We start from the raw sequence: 21,362 nt of genomic DNA, 5'->3' as shown, positions 1-21,362 counted from the left end.
TCACGAACCCAAAGGTGATCAAACATGCCCACAGACGTTTCCTTCGCCCCACCCGCGACCCCGTCGGCCCCGCCCCACGCCCCTCAACTCGACATCGCCGCCGAGCTGTTGACCCTGCTGCGTGACACCACGACGGAACCCCGTCCCGACATCCAACTGGAGGCCCTGACGCTGGCCGTGGCCGCCGACCTGCCCGTGCTGCTGTGGGGCGAGCCGGGGATCGGCAAGACCGCGGCCCTGACACAGTTGGCCGCCGCTCTGGATCTGCCGCTGACCACGGTGATCGCCAGCGTCCACGAGCCGTCCGACTTCTCCGGGCTGCCCGTCGTCGGGGACGATCCCGCGGCACAGGGCGTTCCGATGGCCCCGCCGGACTGGGCCGTACGCCTCGTACGGGCCGGCCGGGGACTGTTGTTCCTCGACGAACTCTCCACCGCGCCCCCGGCAGTTCAGGCCGCCCTGCTCCGGCTGGTCCTTGAGCGGCGGATCGGCACCCTCCAACTTCCGCCCGGCGTACGGATCGTGGCCGCCGCGAACCCCCGGTCCTCGGCGGCCGACGGCTGGGAACTGAGCCCGCCGCTGGCCAACCGGTTCGTCCATCTCCGGTGGACCCACGACCACGAGGTCGTCGTACGCGGCCTCGGGGGGACCTGGCCCCGGGCGACCCTGCCGCGGCTCGCCCCCGAAAGGCTGGCGGAGGCCGTGGACTTCGCGCGCCGCGCGGTGTGCGGGCTTCTCACCGCCCGGCCCAAGCTCGTCCACCAACTGCCCAGCAGCGAGACGCGCAGGGGCGGCGCCTGGCCGTCGCCCCGGAGCTGGGACATGACCCTGAGCCTGATCGCCTTCGCGACCGCCGCGGGTTCAGGGAGGGAAGTGCTTTCCCTGCTGGTCCGGGGCACCGTGGGGGACGGTCCGGGGCTCGAACTGCTGGCGAGCCTGGACCGGTTGGACCTTCCGGATCCCGAGACACTGCTCGCCGATCCGGCGAGCGCCGAGCTGCCCGACCGAGGGGACCTGCGCCAGGCCGTGCTGGACGGGGTGGTGGCGGCGGTCCGGGCGCGCCCGGAGAGGGCTCGCTGGGACGCGGCATGGGCGCTGCTGGTCCGGGCGCTGGAGACCGGGGCGCCGGACCTGGTGGTCGTCCCGGCGACGACACTTGCCTCGCTGCGCCAGGAGGACTGGGACGTTCCGGCGGTGATCGAGCAGCTCGCCGGGGTGGTGACCCTGTCCCGGCGGGCGGACCGGGCGGCGGACCGCGTCGCGGCGCGAGCCGGGGCCGGGACCGACGCGAAGGGCGGCCGATGAACGCCGACGCGCCGGGAACCCGGGACGCCGACAGGCCGGCAGGACCTCTGAACCCCGACAGGCCGGCAGGACCTCTGAACCCCGACAGGCCGGCAGGACCTCTGAACCCCGACAGGCCGGCGGGACCTCTGGACGTCGACAGGCCGGCGGGACCTCTGGACGTCGACAGGGTCCCGGGCACCCTGGACCTCGACAAACTCTTCGCCGCCCGGCTGCATGCCGTCCGGGCCCGGCCGTACCTGGCCACGGCACTGTTCGCCCTGCACCCCGTCGAGACACGGCAGGTACCGACGATGGCCGTCGACCGGCACTGGCGGTGCTACGTCTCGCCGGCGTTCGTGGACCGGACCCCGGTCGAGGAACTGGCCGGGGTGTGGGTGCACGAGGTGTCGCATCTGCTGCGCGACCATCACGGGCGCAGTGACCGCTTCGCCCGGGAGCACGGGCTGACCGGCCCCGGGGAACGCCTGCGGATGAACATCGCGGCGGACTGCGAGATCAACGACGACGTGTTCGGCGACGGGCTCGTCCGCCCCGAAGGCGCTGTCGAGCCGGAGGCGTTGGGGTTGCCCGAGGGGGAGCTCATGGAGGAGTACCTGCGCCGGTTCCGGCTCGGGCCGAACACGCTGGGCCTTTCCTGGCTGGACTGCGGCAGCGGTGCCGACGGGCTGGGGCGCGAGTGGGATCTCGGTCCGGACGGCGCGCACGGCCTCAGCGAGCAGGAACGGGACGCGGTGCGGTTCCGGGTGGCGCAGGGCATCAACGGCCGCCCGGGGGACACCCCGAAGGGATGGCGGCGCTGGGCCGAGGAGGCGTTCCATCCGCCGCAGGCGTGGCGGGAGTTGCTCGGAGCGGCGGTCCGCTCGGCGGCCTCCGGCTCCGGCGCGGGCGACGACTACACCTACGGCCGGCCGTCGCGCCGCTCGGCCGGGCTGCCCGGCGTCGTCCTGCCGAGCCTGCGGCGCACACCGCCGCGGGTGTCCGTGGTCGTCGACACCTCCGGGTCGGTCAGCGACGCCGAACTGGGCAGCGCGCTCTTGGAAGTTGCGGCGATCGCCCGGGCCGTGGGCGGCCGACGCGACCTGGTCTCCGTACTGCCGTGCGACGCGTCGGCGCGGATCGTGCACCCGCTGTGCCGCGCCGAGGGAATACCGCTGGTGGGCGGCGGGGGTACGGATCTGCGCACCGGCTTCGCGAAGGCGCTCCGGGCACACCCCCGCCCCGATGTCGTCGTCGTCCTGACCGACGGCCAGACACCCTGGCCGGACGCACGACCACCGTGCCGGACGGTGGTGGGCCTGTTCCGGCGGCACACGGTCCGGGCGTGGGACGAGAACGGTGACGAGTACGTGCCGGACGCACCGCCCGACTGGGCGCGGGTGGTCGACATCGGTTCGGCTCCGGCCGCCCGGTGAGCGCCCTCCGCGTACGGGGTGCGCCAACAGGGCTGATTGGATGGGCCGATGCGCACCCCTTCCTCACTGTTGTCGGCCTTCCGGCCCAAGGTCCAAGAGCGTCTCTACGACTTCTACGAGGAGGTGCGGACCGCCGACGACCTCTTCTGGGACAGCCGCACGGACGCCTGGATCGCGACCGGGCACGCAGTGGTCAGCAGCGCGGCGAGCCACCCGGGGCTGTCCTCGGTGCGTTATCCCGACATCGAGGCCGTCTCGGAGGAACTGCGGCCGCTGGCCCGGGTCCTGAGCCGGCAGATGCTCTACAACGACGCTCCCGAGCACCCCCGGCTCCGGGCCCTGATCAGCAAGGCGTTCGCGCCCCGGGCGGTGGCGGCACTCCGCGCCCGGATCTTCGAGGCCGTCGACCGGATCATCACCGCCGCGGCGCCGGACGGCCGGATGGACATCGTCGCGGACCTCGCCAAGCCCCTCCCGCTCACCATCATCTGCGACCTCCTCGACGTACCGGAGGAGGACCGCCCCGCGGTCGCCGCCTGGTCCGAGCCGGTCGCCGAGGCCATCGGCAACTCCCGTCTCGACGCCGACCGCAACCGCGAGGCCTCGCAGAGCATGGCGGACATGCTCGCGTACCTCCGCGAACTCCTCACCCGCCAGGACACCCCGCCGGCCCCGCACACCCTGCGCGCGATGGTGACCGACCGGGCGGAGAGCGCCGACCAGGATCTCGACGAACTCCTCGCCAACTGCGCCCTGTTGCTGATCGCCGGCCACGAGACCACCACCCACTTCATCGGCAACGCCACCCTCGCCCTGCTCCGCAACCCGGACGCGGCCGACCAACTGCGCCGCCGGCCCGAGCTGTTGCCCGCGGCGGTCGAGGAACTCCTGCGCTACGACGCCCCGGTACAGCTGATGCTGCGCCGGGCGCGGCACGACCTGGACCTCGCGGGCCGCTCCGTCGCCGAGGGGCAGACGGTGCTTCTGGTGTGCGGTGCCGCCAACCGGGATCCGGCGGTGTTCCCCGATCCCCATGTGCTGGACTTCGAGCGGCCCGTCTCCGGCGGACGGCACATGTCGTTCGGGCACGGCCCGCACTTCTGCCTCGGCGCGGCGCTCGCCCGCCTGGAGGGCGTGATCGTCCTGGAGGCACTCCTCACCCGCCTCCCCGCCCTCCGCCTCGACGACACGGAACCCCCCAAGTGGCAGCGCAGCCTCAACTTCCGCGGCCTCACCCGCCTGGACGTCACCTTCACCCCGCCCTCGGCCGCCCCCGCCGATCCCGACCCCGCCAGCGCCCCACGGTCCCTGCCGACCGACGCTTCCGCACCCGACCTCGCCCCCACGACACCCGCCGGCGTGTGCCCGGTCAGGCCGGGAACCGGCGGAACCACGGGCGCCTGACGGACTCTCGGTCAGTAAAGCCGCACACGGGTGTGCATGCCGGCCCGTGTGCTTGAGTTGGGCGCCCGACTGCCTCCGCCTCGCCGACACCCTGCGGCTCCGCCCCGCCCCGCACCGCTCATGAACGGACCCGGACCTCCATGCACGTACTGATCCTCGGCGGAACCACGGAGGCCCGTCGCCTCGCCGAGCTGCTGCACGGCACGCCCGGTCTGGAGCTGACCAGTTCACTCGCCGGACGGGTCGCCGGTCCCCGGCTGCCCCCGGGTGAGGTCAGGCTCGGCGGCTTCGGCGGGGCCGAGGGGCTGGCCGAGTGGCTGCGCGAGCACGCGGTGGACGTGTTCGTCGATGCCACCCACCCCTTCGCGGGGACGATCGGTTTCCACGCGGCGCGGGCCGCCGCCGAGGCCGGGGTTCCTCTGCTCGCGCTGCGGCGGCCGGGCTGGGTCCCGGTGGCAGGCGACGTCTGGCACGAGGCCGGCTCGCTGGAGGAGGCCGCGCTGTTGCTGCCCGCGCTCGGCCGGCGTGTGTTCCTCACCACCGGCCGTATGGGCCTGGCCGCGTTCGCCGCCCTCGACGACCTGTGGTTCCTCGTCCGTTCCGTGGACGCGCCCGTGGATTCGCCAGAGGCCCCGCATCCGGCCCGTATGGAGGTACTCCTCGACCGGGGCCCCTTCACCCTCGACGGGGAGCGCGAACTGCTGCGCCGCCACCGCATCGACGTGGTCGTGACGAAGGACAGCGGGGGAACGGCCACCGCGCCGAAGCTGACGGCCGCCCGCGAGGCCGGGCTGCCGGTGGTCATGGTCCGCCGGCCGCCGGTACCCGAGGGCGTCCTCGTCGCGGCTGATCCGGAGGAGGCGGCCCGCTGGGTCGGGGAGCGCCTCGGCGGGAGCGCTTTTCCGGACGCCGACTGAAACCTGACAAGGGCTTTGCCGCCGAGTAGTTGTACCTGCAAGTCATTCGCAGAAGCCTGAGGGGAGCGGTCGAAAACGATCGCTCGCCGACAAGTAAGGCCCGCGCCCCCATGACCACCGCTCCCGATTCCGCCCCTCCGGTCCCCGCCGGAGGACGCGGTCTCTCGTGGCATCGCATCCGCACGTCGATGACCCGCAAGGAGTGGGCGAGTCTCGGCGGGATGGCCGCGTTCATCCTGGCGCTGCATGTCATCGGCTGGTTCACGCTCGTGGCGATCGTCGCCCCCGAGCACTACAGCCTGGGCACCAAGACCTTCGGTATCGGCATCGGCGTCACCGCCTACACCCTCGGTCTGCGGCACGCCTTCGACGCCGACCACATCGCCGCCATCGACAACACCACCCGGAAACTGATGAGCGAGGGCCAACGCCCGCTGTCCGTCGGTTTCTGGTTCTCCCTCGGCCACTCCAGCATCGTCTTCGTGCTCGCACTCCTGCTGTCCGTCGGCGTCAAGGAGCTGGCGGGTCCGGTGGCGGACGACGACTCCGCGCTGCACAGCGTCACCGGCTGGATCGCTACGACGGTGTCCGGCACCTTCCTCTACGTCATCGCGATCATCAACCTGGTGATCATGACGGGGATCTGGAAGGTCTTCCGGCAGATGCGCTCCGGTCACTTCGACGAGGCCGCCCTCGAAGAGCAGCTCAACAACCGGGGGTTCATGAACCGGCTCCTGGGCCGCCTGATGAAGTCGATCACCAAGCCGTGGCAGATGTACCCGATCGGCATGCTCTTCGGCCTCGGTTTCGACACGGCGACGGAGATCGCCCTCCTGGTCCTCGCCGGTTCGGGCGCGGCCTCCGGGCTGCCCTGGTACGCGATCCTGTGCCTGCCCGTCCTCTTCGCGGCCGGCATGTCGCTGCTGGACACGATCGACGGGTCGTTCATGAACTTCGCGTACGACTGGGCGTTCTCCAAGCCGGTCCGCAAGGTCTTCTACAACCTCACGATCACCGGTCTGTCCGTCGCCGTCGCGCTCATCATCGGCACGGTCGAACTGCTCGGCCTGATCGCCCAACAGGCGGACCTGCACGGCCCGTTCTGGGACGGCGTCGCCGGGCTCGACCTGAACATCATCGGTTACGTCATCGTCGGGCTGTTCTTCGCGACCTGGGTGGTGGCCCTGCTGGTGTGGAAGTTCGGGCGGATCGAGGAGAAGTGGACGGCGGGCCTGGCCCAGGACGGTGTCCCGTCGGGCGGTGCGGCGGTCAGGATTCGTGAACGCGCGTCCGGTACTCGCTCGGACTGACACCGAACTCCCGCTTGAACGCGGCGCTGAAGGCGAAGGCGTTGGCGAAACCGACACGGTCCGCCACCATGGCGAGCGTAGCCTCGGGCGCGCGCAGCAGGTCGGCGGCCAGGGCGAGGCGCCGCTCCCGCAGATAGGTCATCGGCGGCCGGCCGACGAGGGCCGTGAAGCGCCGGGCCAGGCTCGCCCGGGACACACCGGTCCTCGCCACCAGGGCCGGCAGGGTCCACGGGTGGGCGGGGTCGGCGCGCAGCATGCGCAGGGCCGGCCCGACCACCGGGTCGCTGTGGGCCCGGTACCAGGCGGGGACCTCGGCGCCGGGGCGGGTGAACCAGGCGCGCAGGGCGGTGATGAGCATCAGGTCCAGCGCCCGGTCCAGCAGGATCTGCTGCCCCGGCTGCTCACGGGCGATCTCCTCGAAGGTCGCCCGGGTGACCGGGCAGGCGCCGACACTCGCCTCGACGACAGCCAGCGCCGGCAGCGCGGCGAGCAGCCGGCCGGGGGCGCCGCCGTCCACGCCGTACATGCCACTCACCAGGAGCGTGCCGGCCGCCCCTTCCGCGTCCCAGGTGCCGGCGCCCGGCGCCCGGGCACCGACCAACTCCTCGCCCCGGGCGCTCGTACAGCGGCCCCCGGCGCGGATCATCACGTTCGGTTCGGTGGCCGGATCGTCCGCGATCACGTACGGCGCGCCGCCGGACAGCACTGCGACGTCACCGGGTCCGATCCGGACCGGGTCGCCGCCCTGGGGAGTGATCCAGGCGGAGCCGTGCAGCAGGACCGCGAGGGCCAGCGGCGAGCCGTCCTCGAAGCGTGCCGCCCAGTCGCCGGTCAGCGCGGACAGGTTGAAGAGGGCGCCACTGGTCCGTACCCCGTTCAGGAGATCCGCCAGCGGATCCGTGCTGGTCAGCGCCGATGGATCCATGCCGGTCAGCGTAGACGAACGCGTATGGAGGTGAGTCCGCACGGCATGGCCGGGGCCCAGGGCGGCTGGTTCAGTTGAGGCCATGAGCGACGAGATGATTCTGGTGACAGGGGCCACGGGCAAGACCGGCCGCAGGGTGGCGCGGCTCCTTCAGGAGCGGGACGTGGCGGTCCGGGCGGCGTCCCGTTCGGGTACGCCGTCCTTCGACTGGACGGACCGCACCACCTGGGAGCCGGCCCTGCGGGGCGTGACGGGGATGTACCTGGTGCTCCCCGACCTCGGCACCCCTCGGGCCGCGGAGAACGTCGCCGCTTTCGCCCGGCAGGCCGCGGCTGCCGGCACGCGGCACGCGGTGCTGCTGTCCACACCCACCGACGCCTGGGGACCGGCCGAGAAGCACGTCCTGGACGCGGAACGGGCACTGGAACACGCGGGTCTGGAGTGGACCGTGCTGCGGGTGCGGTGGTTCTTCCAGAACTTCAGCGAGGACTTCCTGTACGAACCCGTGATGAGCGGCGAGGTGAGGCTGCCGGCCGCCGACGGCAAGGAGGCGTTCATCGACGCCGACGACATCGCCGAGGTGGCGGTCGCCGCCCTCACGGAGGCCGGGCACGCCGGGTGGCACTACGAACTCAGCGGCCCCCGGCTGCTGACCTTCGGGGACGCGGTCGCGGAGATCGCCCGGGCCACCGGCCGCGACCTTCGTTACGTCCCGCTGACACCGCAGGAGTACGCGGACGAGCAACGCGCGCAGGGCGTGCCCGAGGAATGGGTGCAGGCGTCGACCGGCCTGTACGAGCACGTCCGCTCCGGCGGCCTCGCCTCGCTCGGCGACGGCGTCCAGCGTGCGCTGGGCCGGGCTCCCCGGGACTTCGCCGGATACGCCGACACCGCCGCCCGCGAGGGCGCCTGGACCGTCTGACCGTGCCTGCGCTCGCGGCAGGTGGTCCTGTTCATTCGGGACGCCCTACACCTTGATGAGCCCCGCCCCCCCCGCCAGGCCGAGGCGATCACGCTCTCCGCGTGGGGCCACCAACTCGGCGTCACCACGGCGGCTGACCCGCGCGTCGAGCGGTTCATCACCGCCTACGTCCAGGGCCCGCAGACCCCCGAGCCGGGCGCCCCCTGCACGGGCGGCCTCACAACCCCTGACGACGGAGCGTTTTCCGCGCACAAAGATGCGTCAGTACGTCGTTGACCTGCACTCCGCGACAGGGCGAGGGTGAGGGAGCCACATCGGATCCCCAACCACTCGTTTCCGGTCACCGGACTGCGTGCAGGAGGCCGTGATGCTCCAGACAGACACCCGTGAACACACAGCGTTCAGAGAAGACCACGAAACCGCTGCCGCCGTCGCAGCCACCTCCCCGTTCGCCACGCCGAACGCACCGACCGTCTCCCGCGAACTCCACTTCCAGCGCTGCCTCTGGTGCGCCACTCCGGCCTACCGCCGCTCGTACTGCCGAGCCTGCGGGTCCACCGCCTTCACACGGCAACGCAGCGAGGGCGCCGGGGTCGTCGTGCGCCGGAACGGCCATGCCCCGCACAACACCTGGTTCGTCGCGATGGACGAGGGCTTCAACCTGCTCTGCGAGGTCACCGGGACGGCGCCGGTGGCGGTCGCGGTGGGCGCACGGGTGAGTGTCGTACGGTCCGTCGCCCCCCTCGGCCAGGGCCTGCCCCTCGTCGAACTCGCCTACCCGGCACGCTCTTTGGGGCGCTGGTGGTAACGGGGAAGGGCCGAGGCGCAGCCACCTCGCAGTACAACGCGCCGGACGGACCGGTCGCCGTTCCCGACGGAGCGGGACGCGGCGCGCTGGACGGTCTGCGCATCGCCGACTTCTCCCGGGTACTCGCAGGGCCCTACGCCACCATGCTCCTCGCCGACCTCGGCGCCGATGTGGTGAAGGTCGAACGGCCGGGCACCGGGGACGACACCCGGGCCTGGCACCCTCCGGCGGACCACGACGGCACCTCGACGTATTTCCTGAGCGTCAACCGGAACAAGAGGTCCGTCACCCTGGACCTCACGACCGACGCCGGCCTCGAACAGGCCCGCGCCCTGGTCGCCGAGTCCGACGTACTGGTGGAGAACTTCCGTCCCGGCACGATGGAACGGCTGGGCCTCGGCCCTCGCGAACTCCGGTCCCGGCACCCGGGGTTGGTCTACTGCTCGATCAGTGGCTTCGGCGCCGGTGCGGGCGCGGCGATCCCCGGATACGACCTGCTCGTACAGGCCGTCGGCGGGCTGATGAGTGTGACCGGGGACGCGGCCGGGGAGCCGGTGAAAGCGGGCGTGGCCCTGGTCGACGTGATCACCGGCCTGCACGCCTCGCTCGGTATCCTCGCCGCCCTCCGGCACCGGGACGCCACCGGGAAGGGACAGCACGTGGAGGTGAACCTCCTCAGCTCTCTGCTCTCGGCCATGGTCAACCAGGCGTCGGCGTTCGCCGTCGCCGGTGTGGTTCCGGGCCGCATGGGCAACGCCCACCCGAGCATCGCCCCGTACGAGACCTTCCCGGCCGCCGATCGTCCGATCGCGCTCGCGGTGGGCAACGACCGGCAGTTCGCGGCGCTCGCCGAGGCCGTCGGGGACCCAGGTCTCGCCGCCGACGACCGCTTCCGCACCAACACCGACCGGGTCGCCCACCGCGCGGAACTGCGGGACATCCTGAGCGAACGGCTGGGCGCGGCGGGCGCGGACCACTGGTCGGCCGTCCTGCTGGCCGCGGGCGTGCCCGCCGGACCGGTCAACACCCTCGACGAGGCATTCGCGTTCGCCCACAAGCTCGGCCTCCCCGGCATCGTCGAGATGCCCGGGGCAGCCGCCGACGGAGTAGACGGAGCAGCCGAAGCACCGGGCAGGCCCTCCCGCCAGGTCGCGAGCCCCATCGCGCTGAGCGGCACGCCGGCGCGGTACCGCCTGCCGCCGCCGAGCCTGGGCCAACACACCACGGAGATCCTCCACCGCGTTTCCGACCACACCTGAGCGCCGGGAAGAGCGGTCACCCGACCGTTCCCGGCGCGACTGCCACCACCGAACCGATCACCACAACCCCCAGGAGCTCACCATGAGCAGCGCCAAGCCGATGAAGGACCCCCTCGACCTGCTCGACTTCGCCTCCACCCTCACCGACGAGGAACGCGAGATCCAGGCCACCGTCGCCAAGTTCCTCACCGACCGGGTGCGCCCGCACATCGGCGAGTGGTTCGAGAACGCGCACTTCGCCCGCGAACTCGCCCCCGAACTCGGCAAGTTGGGCGTTCTCGGCATGCACCTCGACGGCTACGACTGCGCCGGGACGAACGCGGTCAGCTACGGCCTCGCCTGCATGGAACTGGAGGCGGCGGACTCCGGCTTCCGCAGTTTCGTCTCCGTGCAGGGCTCGCTGTCGATGTTCTCCATCTGGAAGTGGGGCTCGGAGGAGCAGAAGCAGGAGTGGCTGCCCCGGCTCGCCGCCGGTGAGGCGATCGGCTGCTTCGGCCTGACCGAGCCCGACTTCGGCAGCAATCCCTCCGGGATGCGCACCAGGGCCGTCCGCGACGGTGGGGGAGACTGGATCCTCAACGGTTCCAAGATGTGGATCACCAACGGCGGCATCGCCGATGTGGCCACCGTCTGGGCGCAGACCGAGGACGGCATCCGCGGCTTCCTCGTGCCGCGCGGGACGCCCGGCTTCACGACGCAGGACATCAAGCAGAAGATGTCGCTGCGCGCGTCGATCACCTCGGAGCTGTCCTTCGACAACGTACGGCTGCCCGACTCGGCGCGGCTGCCCCTCGCGGAGGGCTTGCGCGGCCCGCTGTCCTGCCTGAACGAGGCCCGCTTCGGCATCCTGTTCGGCGCGGTCGGCGCGGCTCGCGACTCCCTTCAGGCAGCCATCGAGTACGCCGACTCCCGCGTCCAGTTCGACAAGCCGATCAGTGCCTTCCAGCTCACCCAGAAGAAGCTCGCCGACATGAGCGTGTCCGTCGGCAACGCCGCCCTGCTCGCCGTCCACCTGGGCCGGCTCAAGGACCAGCACCGTATCCGGCCGGAGCAGATCAGCGTCGGCAAGCTCAACAACGTCCGGGAAGCGATCGCCGTCGCACGGGAGTGCCGCACGATCCTCGGCGCCAACGGCATCTCCCTGGAGTACTCGCCGCTGCGCCACGCCAACAACCTCGAGTCCGTCATGACCTACGAGGGCACCAACGAGATGCACACGCTGGTCATCGGCCAGGCGATCACCGGATACCCGGCCTTCCGCTGACACTGGTCGTACGCGAGCAGTGAGCCAGGACGATCCCCAGTCCGGCTCTCGGGCCGTGATGCCGCCCGGCCGCCTTCGGCTCTCGTGCCGGCTGCGGGGCCGCACCAAGACGCGACCGGTCAGCGAGGCTCTCCTTGCGAACGCCGCGGAGTGGCAAGCGGCGATGAACGCCGGACGCAGGTCAGTCCGTTGACCGCGTTCCGCCCGCGTCGGCGAGGGTCTCCTTGGCGTACTGGAGGAACGTGCGGGCCCGGTGCGTGGGAGTGACGTTCGAGGCGTGGGCGATCACGAGCGCGACGTCGTCCAGCGGGTCGCTGAGCGGCACGGATGCCAGGGGGAGCCCTTCGACGCTCGTGTCGGTGGGCCAGGACTGGATCAACGTGGCGAAGCCGAGGCCGCGGGCGACCATGCTGCGGACCGCCTCGATGCTGGAGGTCCGGTACCGGATGTTCGGTCGTGCTCCGGCGAGGGAGAACCAGTGGTCGGCGTTCTGCTGGGCGGGCGGCTCCGCGTAGATGATCAGCGGCTCGTCCGCCAGTTCGGCCAGTGAGACGGACTCGCGCCCCGCGATCGGGTGGCCCGCGGACACGATGACGTACGGACGGCTCGCGCGGAGCGTCGTACAGGACAAGCCGGGTTCGTCACCGAGTGCGTACAACAGGGCCACGTCGCACGAGCCTTGGACCAGGGCCTGTCGCATTTCGTCCTGCTGACCCTCCATCAGCTCCAGGTTGACCGCCGGGTGGAGCCGGGTGAACCCGTCCACCAGGAGGGGGATCAGGAAGGGGGTCAGGGCCTTGTAGCAGCCGATCGTCAGGCGGCCGGCCAGCCGCCCTTCCTCGGCCTGGGCGCTGGCCGTGATTTCGTCGGCCTGAGTCAACATCGCCTGGGCGCGTCCGAGGATCCGGCTGCCGGCCTCGGTGAGAGTGACACCCTTCGCCCGGCGCCGTACCAGCAACTGGACCCCGAGACGGCGTTCGAGGTCGGCGATCGCTGTGGAGATGCTCGCCTGGGACGCATGGCACCGCACCGCTGCCGCGCTCATCGAGCCGGTGTCCGCCACCGTCACGAAGTATTCCAATTGACGGAGGGAAAAATTGGCCGTCATTTCTCTCCTGCTGTTATGGGAACTCTCAATAAGCCTTATAGGAAATTTCTGTTTTTCCTGGCCGTAACGCGGATGTCATCCTAAGCCGAATTCACCTGTTGAAGAAGGCTCGGAATACGAGCAGGCCCCCGCACGTCCCGGCTAGGAGACCCTCATGACCACGCTTCTTGACCCCACTCGAACCCAGGACCGAGGAACCGGCGACAGCGTCCTCGACCGCGTCCGCGCCCTCCTTCCCGAGATCGCGGCACGCTCCGCCGAGGGCGAGGACGCCCGGGCGGTTCCGGCGGAGGTCGTCGCCGCACTGCGCGAGGCCGGAGTGTTCCGGATGGCCCTGCCCCAGGTGTGGGGCGGCGAGCAGCTCGGGCTGGTGGAGGGGGCCCGGGTGGTGCGGGAGATCGCCCGAGCCGACGGATCGACCGGCTGGACCGTCCAGGCCGCTTCGATGGCGTGGTTCTTCGTACGGTCGCTGCCGCGGGAGACGCTGGAGAAAGAGGTGTTCGGAGGCGGTGCGAACCTGATGCTCCGAGGAGCGGTGGCTCCGAAGGGGCTGGCGAGGCCGGTGGAGGGCGGGTACCGGATCAGTGGCCGTTGGCCGCTGGCGAGCGGCCCGTTCACCCCGGACTGGATGCTCGGGGGTTTCCTGGTCGAAGGGGCGCCTCCGTTGCCGGACGGCCGCCCGGACATGCGGGTCGCGCTGTTCCGGCCGGAGCAGGTGACGTTCCTCGACACCTGGGACGCGGTCGGCCTGCGTGCCACGCAGAGCACCGACTTCACGATGGACGACGTCTTCGTGCCCGAGCACCACACGGGCCCGATGTTCGGCGACAACAACATCCCCGCTCCCCTCTACGACCTGCCCTATTCACCCACCGGGGCCTCGCACGACGCCGTCGTCCTCGGCGCCCTGGACGGTGCACTCGACGATCTCGCCGGACTCGCCGCGACCAAGCGGCCGGCGTTCAACCCCAAGGCACTGCTCGGCGAGGACCCGGTGTTCCAGGAGAAGTTCGCCGAGCTGAAGTTGCGGGCGGCGGCGCTGGCCGCCCTGTCGGAGCAGACCGGACGCACCGTCATGGACCGTGCCCTCGCGGGCGAGGCGCCCGCCCCGGCCGAGTGGTTCAGCTACAAGGGCACCACCCAGCACATCCACCACGAGGGCATCCGGATCCTCAACGAGATCATGACCCTCTCGGGCAGCGCGGGCCTCTACAGCACCAGCCCTCTGCAGCGCCGCTGGCGCGATGTCCGCTGCGTCTCCCAGCACGTGGTCGGCAACACAGGTGCGATGCGGCAGCTGGGCGCGGTCCTGTCGGGACAGAACTGACGCCTGGCCGCCGAGAGGAGCCGCTGGGCACTCACCAGCGGCTCCGCGTACGAGCTCCCGCCCGCCAAGAACTCATCCAGCATCTCGGAGCAAGCAATGAGCCCTCTCAACGTGACACCGACCAACCCTGCCCTGCTGCGCCAGGCTTTCGGCTGTTTTCCGTCCGGGGTGACAGCACTGTGCGCACTCGACTCCGGCAGCCCGGTGGGCATGGCCGCGAGCACATTCACCCCGGTCTCCCTCTCACCCGCCCTGATATCGGTCTGCGTGCAGGACACCTCCACGACATGGCCGAAACTGCGCGGGCGGAGCCATATGGGCGTCAGCGTGCTCGCCGAGGGACAGGACACGATCTGCCGGTCGCTGGCCAGTAAGGAGGGGGACCGGTTCGCCGGAGTCGACTGGGATGCCGACGACGTCGGCGGCGTGTACATCCACGGCGCCAGTCTCTGGCTGAACTGCTCGCTGCACGCCGAACTCCCCGGCGGCGACCACACGATCGTCCTGCTGGAAATCCAGGGTCTGAAGGCCGAACCCGACCGAGAGCCCCTGGTGTTCCACAACAGCAGGTTCCGGCGCCTGGCCGTCTCGTAGGCAGGTGCCCGGCCTGTGGCCGTTGCGGCACATCGCGGCCTCTCGCGCGAAGGCCGGCGCACTCTCCCGCTGTCCCGCAGACGCCCAGCTGAGCCGTCTCGTGAGGGAACTGCGCCCCTGCGCATGGTTACGTACACCGCAGTGACCGGCAGCAGCGACGCGGGGAAACTCGACCTTCTTCGCGTCGCCGGCGGCCGTACTGCCGACCCTCAGGCCGCCCGGTAACTGAAGAAGCCCTCGCCCGACTTGCGGCCCAGCAGGCCCGACTCGACCATGCGGCGCAGCAACGGGGGAGGGGAGTACAGCGGTTCGCGGTACTCCTCGTACAGCGCCTCGCCTATCGCGGCCACGGTGTCCAGGCCGATCAGGTCGGCGAGGCGCAGCGGGCCCATCGGGTGGGCGCAGCCCGCCGTCATCCCCGTGTCGATGTCCTCCGCCGTCGCCGTGCCGGAGCCGACCATCCGCACCGCTGCCAACAGGTAGGGAACCAGGAGGGAGTTGACGACGAAGCCCGCGCGGTCCTGCGCCACGACCGTCTTCTTGCCCAGGATCTCGCCCACGAAGGCACGCATACGCAGTTCCGTGGCCTTCGAGGTCTGGAGCGACGGGATCACCTCGACCAGCGGCATGACGGGAACCGGGTTGAAGAAGTGCAGCCCGACCACCGCCTCCGGGCGTCGGGTCGCGGCCGCGAGCCGGGCGATGGGGATCGAGGAGGTGTTGCTGGCCAGTACGGCGGTCGGGTCGGTGACCACCTCGTCCAGTTGCCGGAACAGCGCCGTCTTGGCCGGCTCGTCCTCGACGGCGGCCTCGATGACCAGGTCCGCACCGGACAGCCGGGTGAGATCGGCGGTGACCGACACCCCGGCCAGAGCGTGTGCGCGGTCTTCCGGGGTGATGGTTCCGCGCTTCTCCGCCTTGAGCAGGGAGTCCGCCACGCCCGCCAGTCCCGCCCGGGCCCTGTCCTCGGTCACGTCGCACAACGTGACGTGCAGCCCGGCCCGGGCGCAGACCTCCGTGATGCCCCGGCCCATCTGCCCGGCCCCGACGACTCCCACGTACTTGATCGATGTCATGTGTTTCTCCGCCTGTCCTTCCGTCCCGCGCGGTCGACCGCCGCCGCCACGGTCCGTGGCGCCGTGTTGAGCCTAGGTCGGGTACAACCCCTCTGACCTGCTCGGACAGTGCGTCATCCGCGCACAAACATGCGTCGGTTCGTCGCTCGTCGGCCGCTGCGGGAGCACCGTGGCATCAGCCGACGGCGGTCGTGGCCGCAGCCGCCTCCCGCAGCCGGCGGATCACGCCGCGCACCGCCGGCGAGGTCTCGCCCCTGCGGTACGCGCCCACCAGACGGGTGGTCAGCGGTACGTCGGCCAGTGGGCGGTAGGCGACACCCGGTATCCGTACGCGGCGCAGTGAGTCCGGAACCAGGGCCACGGCGAGACCGCCGCCCACCAAGGTGAGCGCGGCGATGAAGTCCCGTACCGGAGGCGCGCACTGCGGGCTGAAGCCGCCCCGCTGCGCCACCTCCAGGATCTGGTCGCGGCAGCCGTACTCCTCGTCGAAGTGCGGTGCCACGAACTGCTCGTGGCGCAGCTCCGCCGCCGGCACCGTCTCGTACGCCGCCAGCGGGGCGCCGTCAGGCAGCGCCAGGACGACGTCCTCGGTGAGCAGACAGGTGGCCGTGACCCCGGCCGGGTACTCCGGGCGCCAGCGCAGGAAACCGATGTCGATGTCCCCGCAGGCCAGCGCCTCCAGCTGGGCCGGGGTCTCCAACTCGCGGACCTGTACGGTGAGATGGGTGTCGAGGGCCGCGCACCGGGTGAGGACGTCGGTCAGCACACCGGAGAACGCGGCGGAGGCGACGTAGGCGATCTCGGCGTGCCCCAGCTCCCCGCGACCGGCCCGCCGGCCCACCGCCTCCGCCCGGGCGATCTGCGCAAGGGTCAGCCGTGCCTCTTCGAGGAACAGCCGCCCGGCGCCGGTGAGCGCCGGGCGGGTGCGGCGTCCGCGGTCGATCAGCCGGACCCCCAGGTGTGACTCCAGCGCCCTGACCTGGGCGCTGAGTGCGGAAGGAGCCAGATGCAGCCGGTCCGCCGCGCGCGCGAAGTGCAGTTCCTCCGCGACGGTGACGAACGTTTCCAGCCAGCGCAGTTCCACCGGCTCCTCCGTCCTGCTGGGTGGAATGGACACCCCGCGGCGCCGTCAGGGCAGGACAGGTCCGCCGCGGGGTGGGTACGGGACGTCAGGACGTCACGGAATGACGACGTAGTTGCTGAATCCGCCGTCGCGGTCCGTGAGTCCGGAGATCGCTTCGTTGACCCTGGACAGAGGGAACGGCTTGGCCTGGAGATAGGACAGGTCCAGCGCTCCCGTGGCCACCATGTCGGCGAGTTCCTGACCCTGCGCGGTACTGAACCAGTTGGAGCCGATCAGCTGGACCTGCTCGTCCATGAGCCACTTCACGTCCACGGGCAGCCGGTCGGCCACCCCGCCCACATTGACCACCCTGCCGCCCCTGCGGACGCCCTGCATGGAGTCGAGCATCGTCTCCACCGGGGCCTTGGCGCCCAGGGCACTGATCACGTAGTCCGCGCCCTCGCCGCCGGTGCGGGACTTCGCCCACTCACCGGTGGAGCCGTCGCCCAGCCGGAAGACCTCGACGCGGTCCGGGTCAAGTTCCCTGACCCGCTTGAGGAGTTCCTCGTTGCGCCCGGTCCCCAGGATCCGGGAGGCACCGGAGGCCAGCGCGAGCACGGTCGACGCGACACCGAGGGTTCCCGTGATCCCGTCGATGAGCGCGACCTGACCGGGACCCGCCGCGGCGTTCTTGAGAGCACCGTAGGACGTGCCGATGTAGCCCAGCTTGCCGGCCTGCTCGAACGTCATGTTGTCCGGGATATTGACGATCGAGTACTGCGGAGCCGTCATGTACTCCGCGAAGCCCCCGTAGGGATAGAGGTCGAAGATCCGCTGTCCGTACCGGGAGGTGCTGAAGTAGCCGTTCAGGGTGAAGTAGCGGCACAGGCTCAGTTCACCGCCCCGGCACACCTGGCAACTACCGCAGGAACGAAGGGGGTTGACGTACACCCGGTCACCCGGCTTGGTGTGCAGCACCGCCTCGCCGACCTGCTCGACCACTCCCGCGGCGTCCAGGCCGAAGATGGCGGGGAACTTCGGCAACGGCTGGTGCGGGAACCAGGTCGGCCAGTTGTTGATCACGTTGGCCATGTTCGGCACGATCCCGCACGCCTTGACCCGCACCAGTACGTCGGTCGGCCGCGGGGTGGGCACGTCGATCGTGTCCATGGACATCGGCTCACCGAGAGCGTGCAGTCGTGCAGCGAGCATTTTCGCCATTGAAATACTCCTTGAAACCGCTCCGTCCCAGTGGCCGGGGCGGAAGGTATGAAAAATTCCCTACGAATTCGGAAGAGAACCAGGGAAAGGGTTCGGGTAGTTGTCCTCGAGGTCGATTCCCAGCAGCCCCATGATGCGGACGCCGGAGTTGTACCAGGCAATGGACAACGACAGTTCGACCATCTGCCTGTCCGTCAGCAGGCCGGCGGCGGCACGCCACGTCTCCTCCGAGACGTCGACCCGAAGCGTGGACTCCTTGGCGAGGCGCATCACCGCCTTCTCCGTGTCGTCGAACAGATCGGACGACTCGAACTCGGCGACCGCCGCGAGCTGTTCCTCGGTGAGACCGGCCCCCAGCCCGTGCGACTGGTGGTGCGCGACCTCGTACGCCGACCGGGTCGCGTACCCCACGGTCAGGATCGCCAGTTCCCGCAGCTTGGGGCTGAGGTCGGCCGCCCGCAGCGAGTTGGCGTAGGTCAGGAAGCCGTCCAGCTGGGTCGGCGCGTTGGCCAGGGCGAGGAAGATGTTCGCCGTCGGCACCTTGCGCTCGGCTTCCAGCCGGTCGTACAGGGGCTTCTGCGACTCGTCCGCGTCCTCGCGGCGCAGATAGGGGACTCGTGCCATGGTGACTCCTGGAAGTCTGGAGATCTTGGTGTACGGAAGTCCGGAAGTACGGACGGTCAGTGCGCGGACTGTTCGAGCAGGAACCGCTCCAGTGACATCGGCTTCGGAAGCTCGGCCGGCAGGATCTGCGGCACGCCGACGAAGGGCGACGCCTCGAAGTACCACTTCTCCAGGGCCGGGAGGCCCCAGCGGGCGTTGGTGCTCAGCGATCCCGCGTCCCAGCGCACCGGTTCGATCTCGGTGTCGATGGTCTGGTAGTGGCTGTTGAAGACCTCCACCCGGTGCCCGTCCGGGTCGCGGAGGTAGACGAAGAGCATCCCGCCGGGACCGTGCCGTCCGGGGCCCCGCTCCACGCCGTCGCCGTAGCCCTGGATGCCCGCCCAGTCGCAGGCGGTGAAGATGTCATGGCTCTCGGAGACGGTGTAGGCGAAGTGGTGCAGGGCGGGCCCGGTGTTCTCGACGATCGCGAGGTCCAGGCAGGTGCCCTTGCGGTACATGAACGCGCCCAGCAGCTTGTCGCCGTGCTCCAGGTACTCCGAGTTGCGAAAGCCCAACTCGCCGTAGAAAGCGCACAGTTCGTACGTGTCGGGCGCGAAGGTCTGGAAGTGGTCCAGCCGCTGCGCGTGGGCCCCCTTGTACTGCTCGAAGTTGATGTGGAGCCGGGGACGGGTCTCCATGTGCGCGCACAGTTCGAGCGGCGTGCCGATCGGGTCGCTGACGTGCAGGGTGCGCCCCTGGTACGGCAAGTCGACCCACTCGGCGGGCAGGCCGCGCTCACGGAACCAGTCGTACGCGAGGTCGAGATCCTCGTCGAAGAACACCCGGAAGCCGATCCTCCTGCACCTGCCCGCACCCTCTTCGTCCAGTTCCAGGACGAGGCTGTGGTGGCAGGCTTCGGCGAGGCCGCGGAGGTAGCAGGTGCGCTCGTCCTCGTCGCTGACGACCAGCCCCAGCACGTTCACATAGAAGTTCCGGCTCTCGGCCAGATCGGCGACCGTGAGACGAACGTGACTGGAGCGGGTGATATTGAAACTCGGGCGCAGATTGACGGGTGGCAGCATGCTGGTCTCCGTACTCGGATCGGCTCTGGATTTCGGTGACTGTAATACGTAGTACTTCGTGAATGCGTAGTACTACGCGGTTTTTCTACGGCTCGACAGTGAGGGCCCCGGCCCCTGCTCCGGCGAATGTGAAGGCGGACCAGCCGCTGAATTCCGCGGATTCACCGAGGGACTCCTCGATGCGCAGAACCTCGTTCCATTTGGCCATGCGCTCGGAGCGGGTGAATGAGCCCACCTTCAGCTGGCCGGCGTCCCAGCCGACGCTGAGGTGGGCGATGGTGATGTCCTCGGTCTCCCCGGACCGCGCCGAGACGATCGTGCCGAAGCCGGCTTCCTTTCCGGCTCGCAGGGCCTGGAAGGCCTCCGTGACCGTGCCGGCCTGGTTCGGCTTGACCAGGACGGCGTTCGCGGTGCCGCTGGTCGCCGCGGCCTCGACCCGCTTGGCGTTCGTGACCAGGTAGTCGTCCCCGATCACCTGGCAGCGGTCGCCGTAACGCCGGGTGAACTCCAGCATGCCCTCGTGGTCGTCCTCGCCCACCGGATCCTCGACGGAGAGGATCGGATACTGCTCGATCCAGCCGCCCAGCATGTCGATCAGCGCGGTGGTGTCCAGCGTGCGGTCGTCCAGCGCCAGCGTGTACCGCCCGCCGCTGCCGAACTGCGAGGCGGCGACGTCCAGCGAGATGCCGACCTGGGTGGAGGGGGTGAAACCCGCGCTCTCGATCGCCCGGGTCAGCGTCTCCAGCGCCTCCTCGTTGGAGTCGAACGCCGGCCAGAAGCCGCCTTCGTCGGCGACCCCCTGAGCCTTGCCTGCCTTACGCATCAGACCGCCGGCGGCACGGTAGATCTCCGCCGTCCAGTCCAGGGCCTCGGAGAAGCTCCGCGCCGCGGGGCACATCACCATGAAGTCCTGGACGTCGACGCGGCGGTCCGCGTGGGCGCCGCCGCCGAAGATCTGGATCTCGGGGAGGGGGATGCGGACCGGGCGTCCGCCCGCCAGGTGCTGCCACAGGGGTACGCCCGCCGACGCGGCGGTGGCGTGCAGGACCGCCATGGACGTGGCCACGAGCGCGTTGCCGCCGAGACGGCTGCGGTCGGGGGTGCCGTCGAGGTCCACCAGAAGCCGGTCGACGGCTTCCTGATCGGTCGCGTCGCGGTTCAGAAGGGCGGGCGCGATCTCGTGGTTCACCGAGCCCACCGCACGCCGGACGTCGAGGCCGCCGAAGCGGCTGCCACCGTCACGCAGGTCGAGTGCCTCGCCCTGGCCCGTCGAGGCCCCCGCCGGGGCGATGGCCCGCCCGATCGCACCGTCCGCGAGGTGGACCTCGACCTCTACGGTCGGCCGACCGCGTGAGTCCCACACCCTGCGGCCGTAGAGCTTGGCGATCCGCGCGTCTGTCATTGCGGTGCGACCTTTCGGAGTTCGGACGATGTCTGGGCGATGAGCGGACGCCCTCGCGGGGCGGAGCCGGCAAGGAGACGACGAGGGTCGCTCGTTCAGCTCGTTCAGCCCGCTCGGTTCGGTCACTGCGGCGCCGAGCGTGCTATCGATAGCGCAATCGTGCAAAGCGACAGCAACTCTGTCAAGAGGTGGGCTGTAGTTCGAACCCTTGGTCCCGTGGTTTGTTTACGTCCCCTTGGTCCGCCGGAGCGTGAATGCTATCGTTCGCACAACCCGTGGCGCTCCGGCAACAACTCCGGCGGACCCGCGCTCTCCTGGACGGACGGACAGCACAGGCGGCGTGGGTTCGCCGGTCCC

Annotated in this window: 19 protein-coding genes and 1 pseudogene; 12 read left to right on the top strand and 8 right to left on the bottom strand. The window is 70.5% G+C overall.

Annotation, left to right across the window (positions count from 1 at the left end; translation table 11 throughout):
* Window positions 1–24: 24 nt before the first annotated feature.
* From ACH4TV_RS23275 to ACH4TV_RS23255, 5 genes are all read left to right on the top strand, one after another.
* Window positions 25–1,305, top strand: a complete 1,281-nt coding sequence (locus ACH4TV_RS23275) for an AAA family ATPase (RefSeq protein WP_398401034.1) — start codon at window positions 25–27, stop codon at window positions 1,303–1,305.
* Complete coding sequence (locus tag ACH4TV_RS23270) at window positions 1,302–2,720, top strand: VWA-like domain-containing protein (protein WP_398401032.1); 1,419 nt, start codon at window positions 1,302–1,304, stop codon at window positions 2,718–2,720. Before ACH4TV_RS23275 ends, ACH4TV_RS23270 begins: the two co-directional genes overlap by 4 nt.
* 48 nt (window positions 2,721–2,768) lie before the next feature.
* A complete protein-coding gene (locus tag ACH4TV_RS23265) occupies window positions 2,769–4,124 on the top strand; it encodes a cytochrome P450 (protein WP_398401030.1) in 1,356 nt (451 codons plus the stop codon).
* Window positions 4,125–4,264: 140 nt separating this feature from the next.
* Window positions 4,265–5,041 carry a cobalt-precorrin-6A reductase gene (locus ACH4TV_RS23260; protein WP_398401028.1) on the top strand — a complete coding sequence of 259 codons (777 nt, stop codon included), beginning with the start codon at window positions 4,265–4,267 and terminating at the stop codon, window positions 5,039–5,041.
* A gap of 110 nt (window positions 5,042–5,151) precedes the next feature.
* Complete coding sequence (locus ACH4TV_RS23255) at window positions 5,152–6,351, top strand: HoxN/HupN/NixA family nickel/cobalt transporter (RefSeq protein ID WP_398401026.1); 1,200 nt, start codon at window positions 5,152–5,154, stop codon at window positions 6,349–6,351.
* Here ACH4TV_RS23255 and ACH4TV_RS23250 read toward each other — a convergent pair.
* A complete protein-coding gene (locus tag ACH4TV_RS23250; protein WP_398401024.1) occupies window positions 6,311–7,276 on the bottom strand; it encodes a cupin domain-containing protein in 966 nt (321 codons plus the stop codon). The genes ACH4TV_RS23255 and ACH4TV_RS23250 overlap by 41 nt on opposite strands.
* Before the next feature lie 82 nt (window positions 7,277–7,358).
* Here ACH4TV_RS23250 and ACH4TV_RS23245 point away from each other — a divergent pair, with 82 nt between their 5' ends.
* The 5 genes and pseudogenes from ACH4TV_RS23245 to ACH4TV_RS23225 all read left to right on the top strand — a co-directional run bounded on the left by ACH4TV_RS23245 (window position 7,359) and on the right by ACH4TV_RS23225 (window position 11,529).
* Window positions 7,359–8,198 carry an NAD(P)H-binding protein gene (locus tag ACH4TV_RS23245; RefSeq protein WP_398401022.1) on the top strand — a complete coding sequence of 280 codons (840 nt, stop codon included), beginning with the start codon at window positions 7,359–7,361 and terminating at the stop codon, window positions 8,196–8,198.
* 40 nt (window positions 8,199–8,238) lie between these two features.
* Window positions 8,239–8,474, top strand: a pseudogene (locus ACH4TV_RS23240) (DUF3105 domain-containing protein); the annotation flags it as partial.
* Window positions 8,475–8,565: 91 nt separating this feature from the next.
* On the top strand, window positions 8,566–9,006 hold the full coding sequence (locus tag ACH4TV_RS23235; protein ID WP_398401020.1) for a Zn-ribbon domain-containing OB-fold protein: 441 nt from the start codon (window positions 8,566–8,568) through the stop codon (window positions 9,004–9,006).
* The gene (locus ACH4TV_RS23230) at window positions 9,000–10,265 is read left to right on the top strand and encodes a CaiB/BaiF CoA transferase family protein (protein WP_398401018.1); all 1,266 of its coding nucleotides are present in this window, start codon (window positions 9,000–9,002) and stop codon (window positions 10,263–10,265) included. The genes ACH4TV_RS23235 and ACH4TV_RS23230 overlap by 7 nt, the downstream gene beginning before the upstream one ends.
* A gap of 82 nt (window positions 10,266–10,347) precedes the next feature.
* Window positions 10,348–11,529, top strand: coding sequence for an acyl-CoA dehydrogenase family protein (locus ACH4TV_RS23225; RefSeq protein ID WP_398401016.1), 1,182 nt, complete (start codon window positions 10,348–10,350; stop codon window positions 11,527–11,529).
* Between the two features lie 181 nt (window positions 11,530–11,710).
* On the opposite strand, the gene ACH4TV_RS23220 is transcribed toward ACH4TV_RS23225, so the two are convergent.
* Window positions 11,711–12,610 carry a LysR family transcriptional regulator gene (locus ACH4TV_RS23220; RefSeq protein ID WP_398401014.1) on the bottom strand — a complete coding sequence of 300 codons (900 nt, stop codon included), beginning with the start codon at window positions 12,608–12,610 and terminating at the stop codon, window positions 11,711–11,713.
* A gap of 181 nt (window positions 12,611–12,791) precedes the next feature.
* Here ACH4TV_RS23220 and ACH4TV_RS23215 point away from each other — a divergent pair, with 181 nt between their 5' ends.
* Both ACH4TV_RS23215 and ACH4TV_RS23210 read left to right on the top strand, forming a co-directional pair.
* Window positions 12,792–13,964, top strand: a complete 1,173-nt coding sequence (locus ACH4TV_RS23215; RefSeq protein ID WP_398401012.1) for an acyl-CoA dehydrogenase family protein — start codon at window positions 12,792–12,794, stop codon at window positions 13,962–13,964.
* A 96-nt stretch (window positions 13,965–14,060) separates the two neighbouring features.
* Window positions 14,061–14,558 (top strand): flavin reductase family protein, encoded by a 498-nt coding sequence (locus ACH4TV_RS23210; RefSeq protein WP_398401010.1) that lies wholly within the window; start codon window positions 14,061–14,063, stop codon window positions 14,556–14,558.
* A gap of 209 nt (window positions 14,559–14,767) precedes the next feature.
* Here the strand turns inward: ACH4TV_RS23210 and ACH4TV_RS23205 are convergent, their stop codons facing one another.
* From ACH4TV_RS23205 to eno, 6 genes are all read right to left on the bottom strand, one after another.
* Window positions 14,768–15,634, bottom strand: coding sequence for a 3-hydroxybutyryl-CoA dehydrogenase (locus ACH4TV_RS23205; protein WP_398401008.1), 867 nt, complete (start codon window positions 15,632–15,634; stop codon window positions 14,768–14,770).
* A gap of 175 nt (window positions 15,635–15,809) precedes the next feature.
* On the bottom strand, window positions 15,810–16,751 hold the full coding sequence (locus ACH4TV_RS23200; RefSeq protein ID WP_398401006.1) for a LysR substrate-binding domain-containing protein: 942 nt from the start codon (window positions 16,749–16,751) through the stop codon (window positions 15,810–15,812).
* Window positions 16,752–16,811: 60 nt separating this feature from the next.
* The gene (locus tag ACH4TV_RS23195) at window positions 16,812–17,909 is read right to left on the bottom strand and encodes an alcohol dehydrogenase catalytic domain-containing protein (protein ID WP_398401004.1); all 1,098 of its coding nucleotides are present in this window, start codon (window positions 17,907–17,909) and stop codon (window positions 16,812–16,814) included.
* A gap of 69 nt (window positions 17,910–17,978) precedes the next feature.
* The gene (locus tag ACH4TV_RS23190) at window positions 17,979–18,542 is read right to left on the bottom strand and encodes a carboxymuconolactone decarboxylase family protein (protein ID WP_398401003.1); all 564 of its coding nucleotides are present in this window, start codon (window positions 18,540–18,542) and stop codon (window positions 17,979–17,981) included.
* 56 nt (window positions 18,543–18,598) lie between these two features.
* On the bottom strand, window positions 18,599–19,603 hold the full coding sequence (locus ACH4TV_RS23185; protein WP_398401001.1) for a VOC family protein: 1,005 nt from the start codon (window positions 19,601–19,603) through the stop codon (window positions 18,599–18,601).
* 85 nt (window positions 19,604–19,688) lie between these two features.
* Window positions 19,689–21,005: a phosphopyruvate hydratase gene (eno, locus tag ACH4TV_RS23180; RefSeq protein WP_398400999.1), complete on the bottom strand. Its 1,317-nt coding sequence runs from the start codon at window positions 21,003–21,005 to the stop codon at window positions 19,689–19,691.
* Between the last annotated feature and the right edge of the window lie 357 nt (window positions 21,006–21,362).

It is taken from the genome of Streptomyces sp. NPDC020898, from assembly GCF_044333925.1.
Lineage (GTDB): Bacteria > Actinomycetota > Actinomycetes > Streptomycetales > Streptomycetaceae > Streptomyces.
Note: the sequence above shows the minus strand (reverse complement) of the source record. Positions and strands in the feature narration are given on the sequence as shown.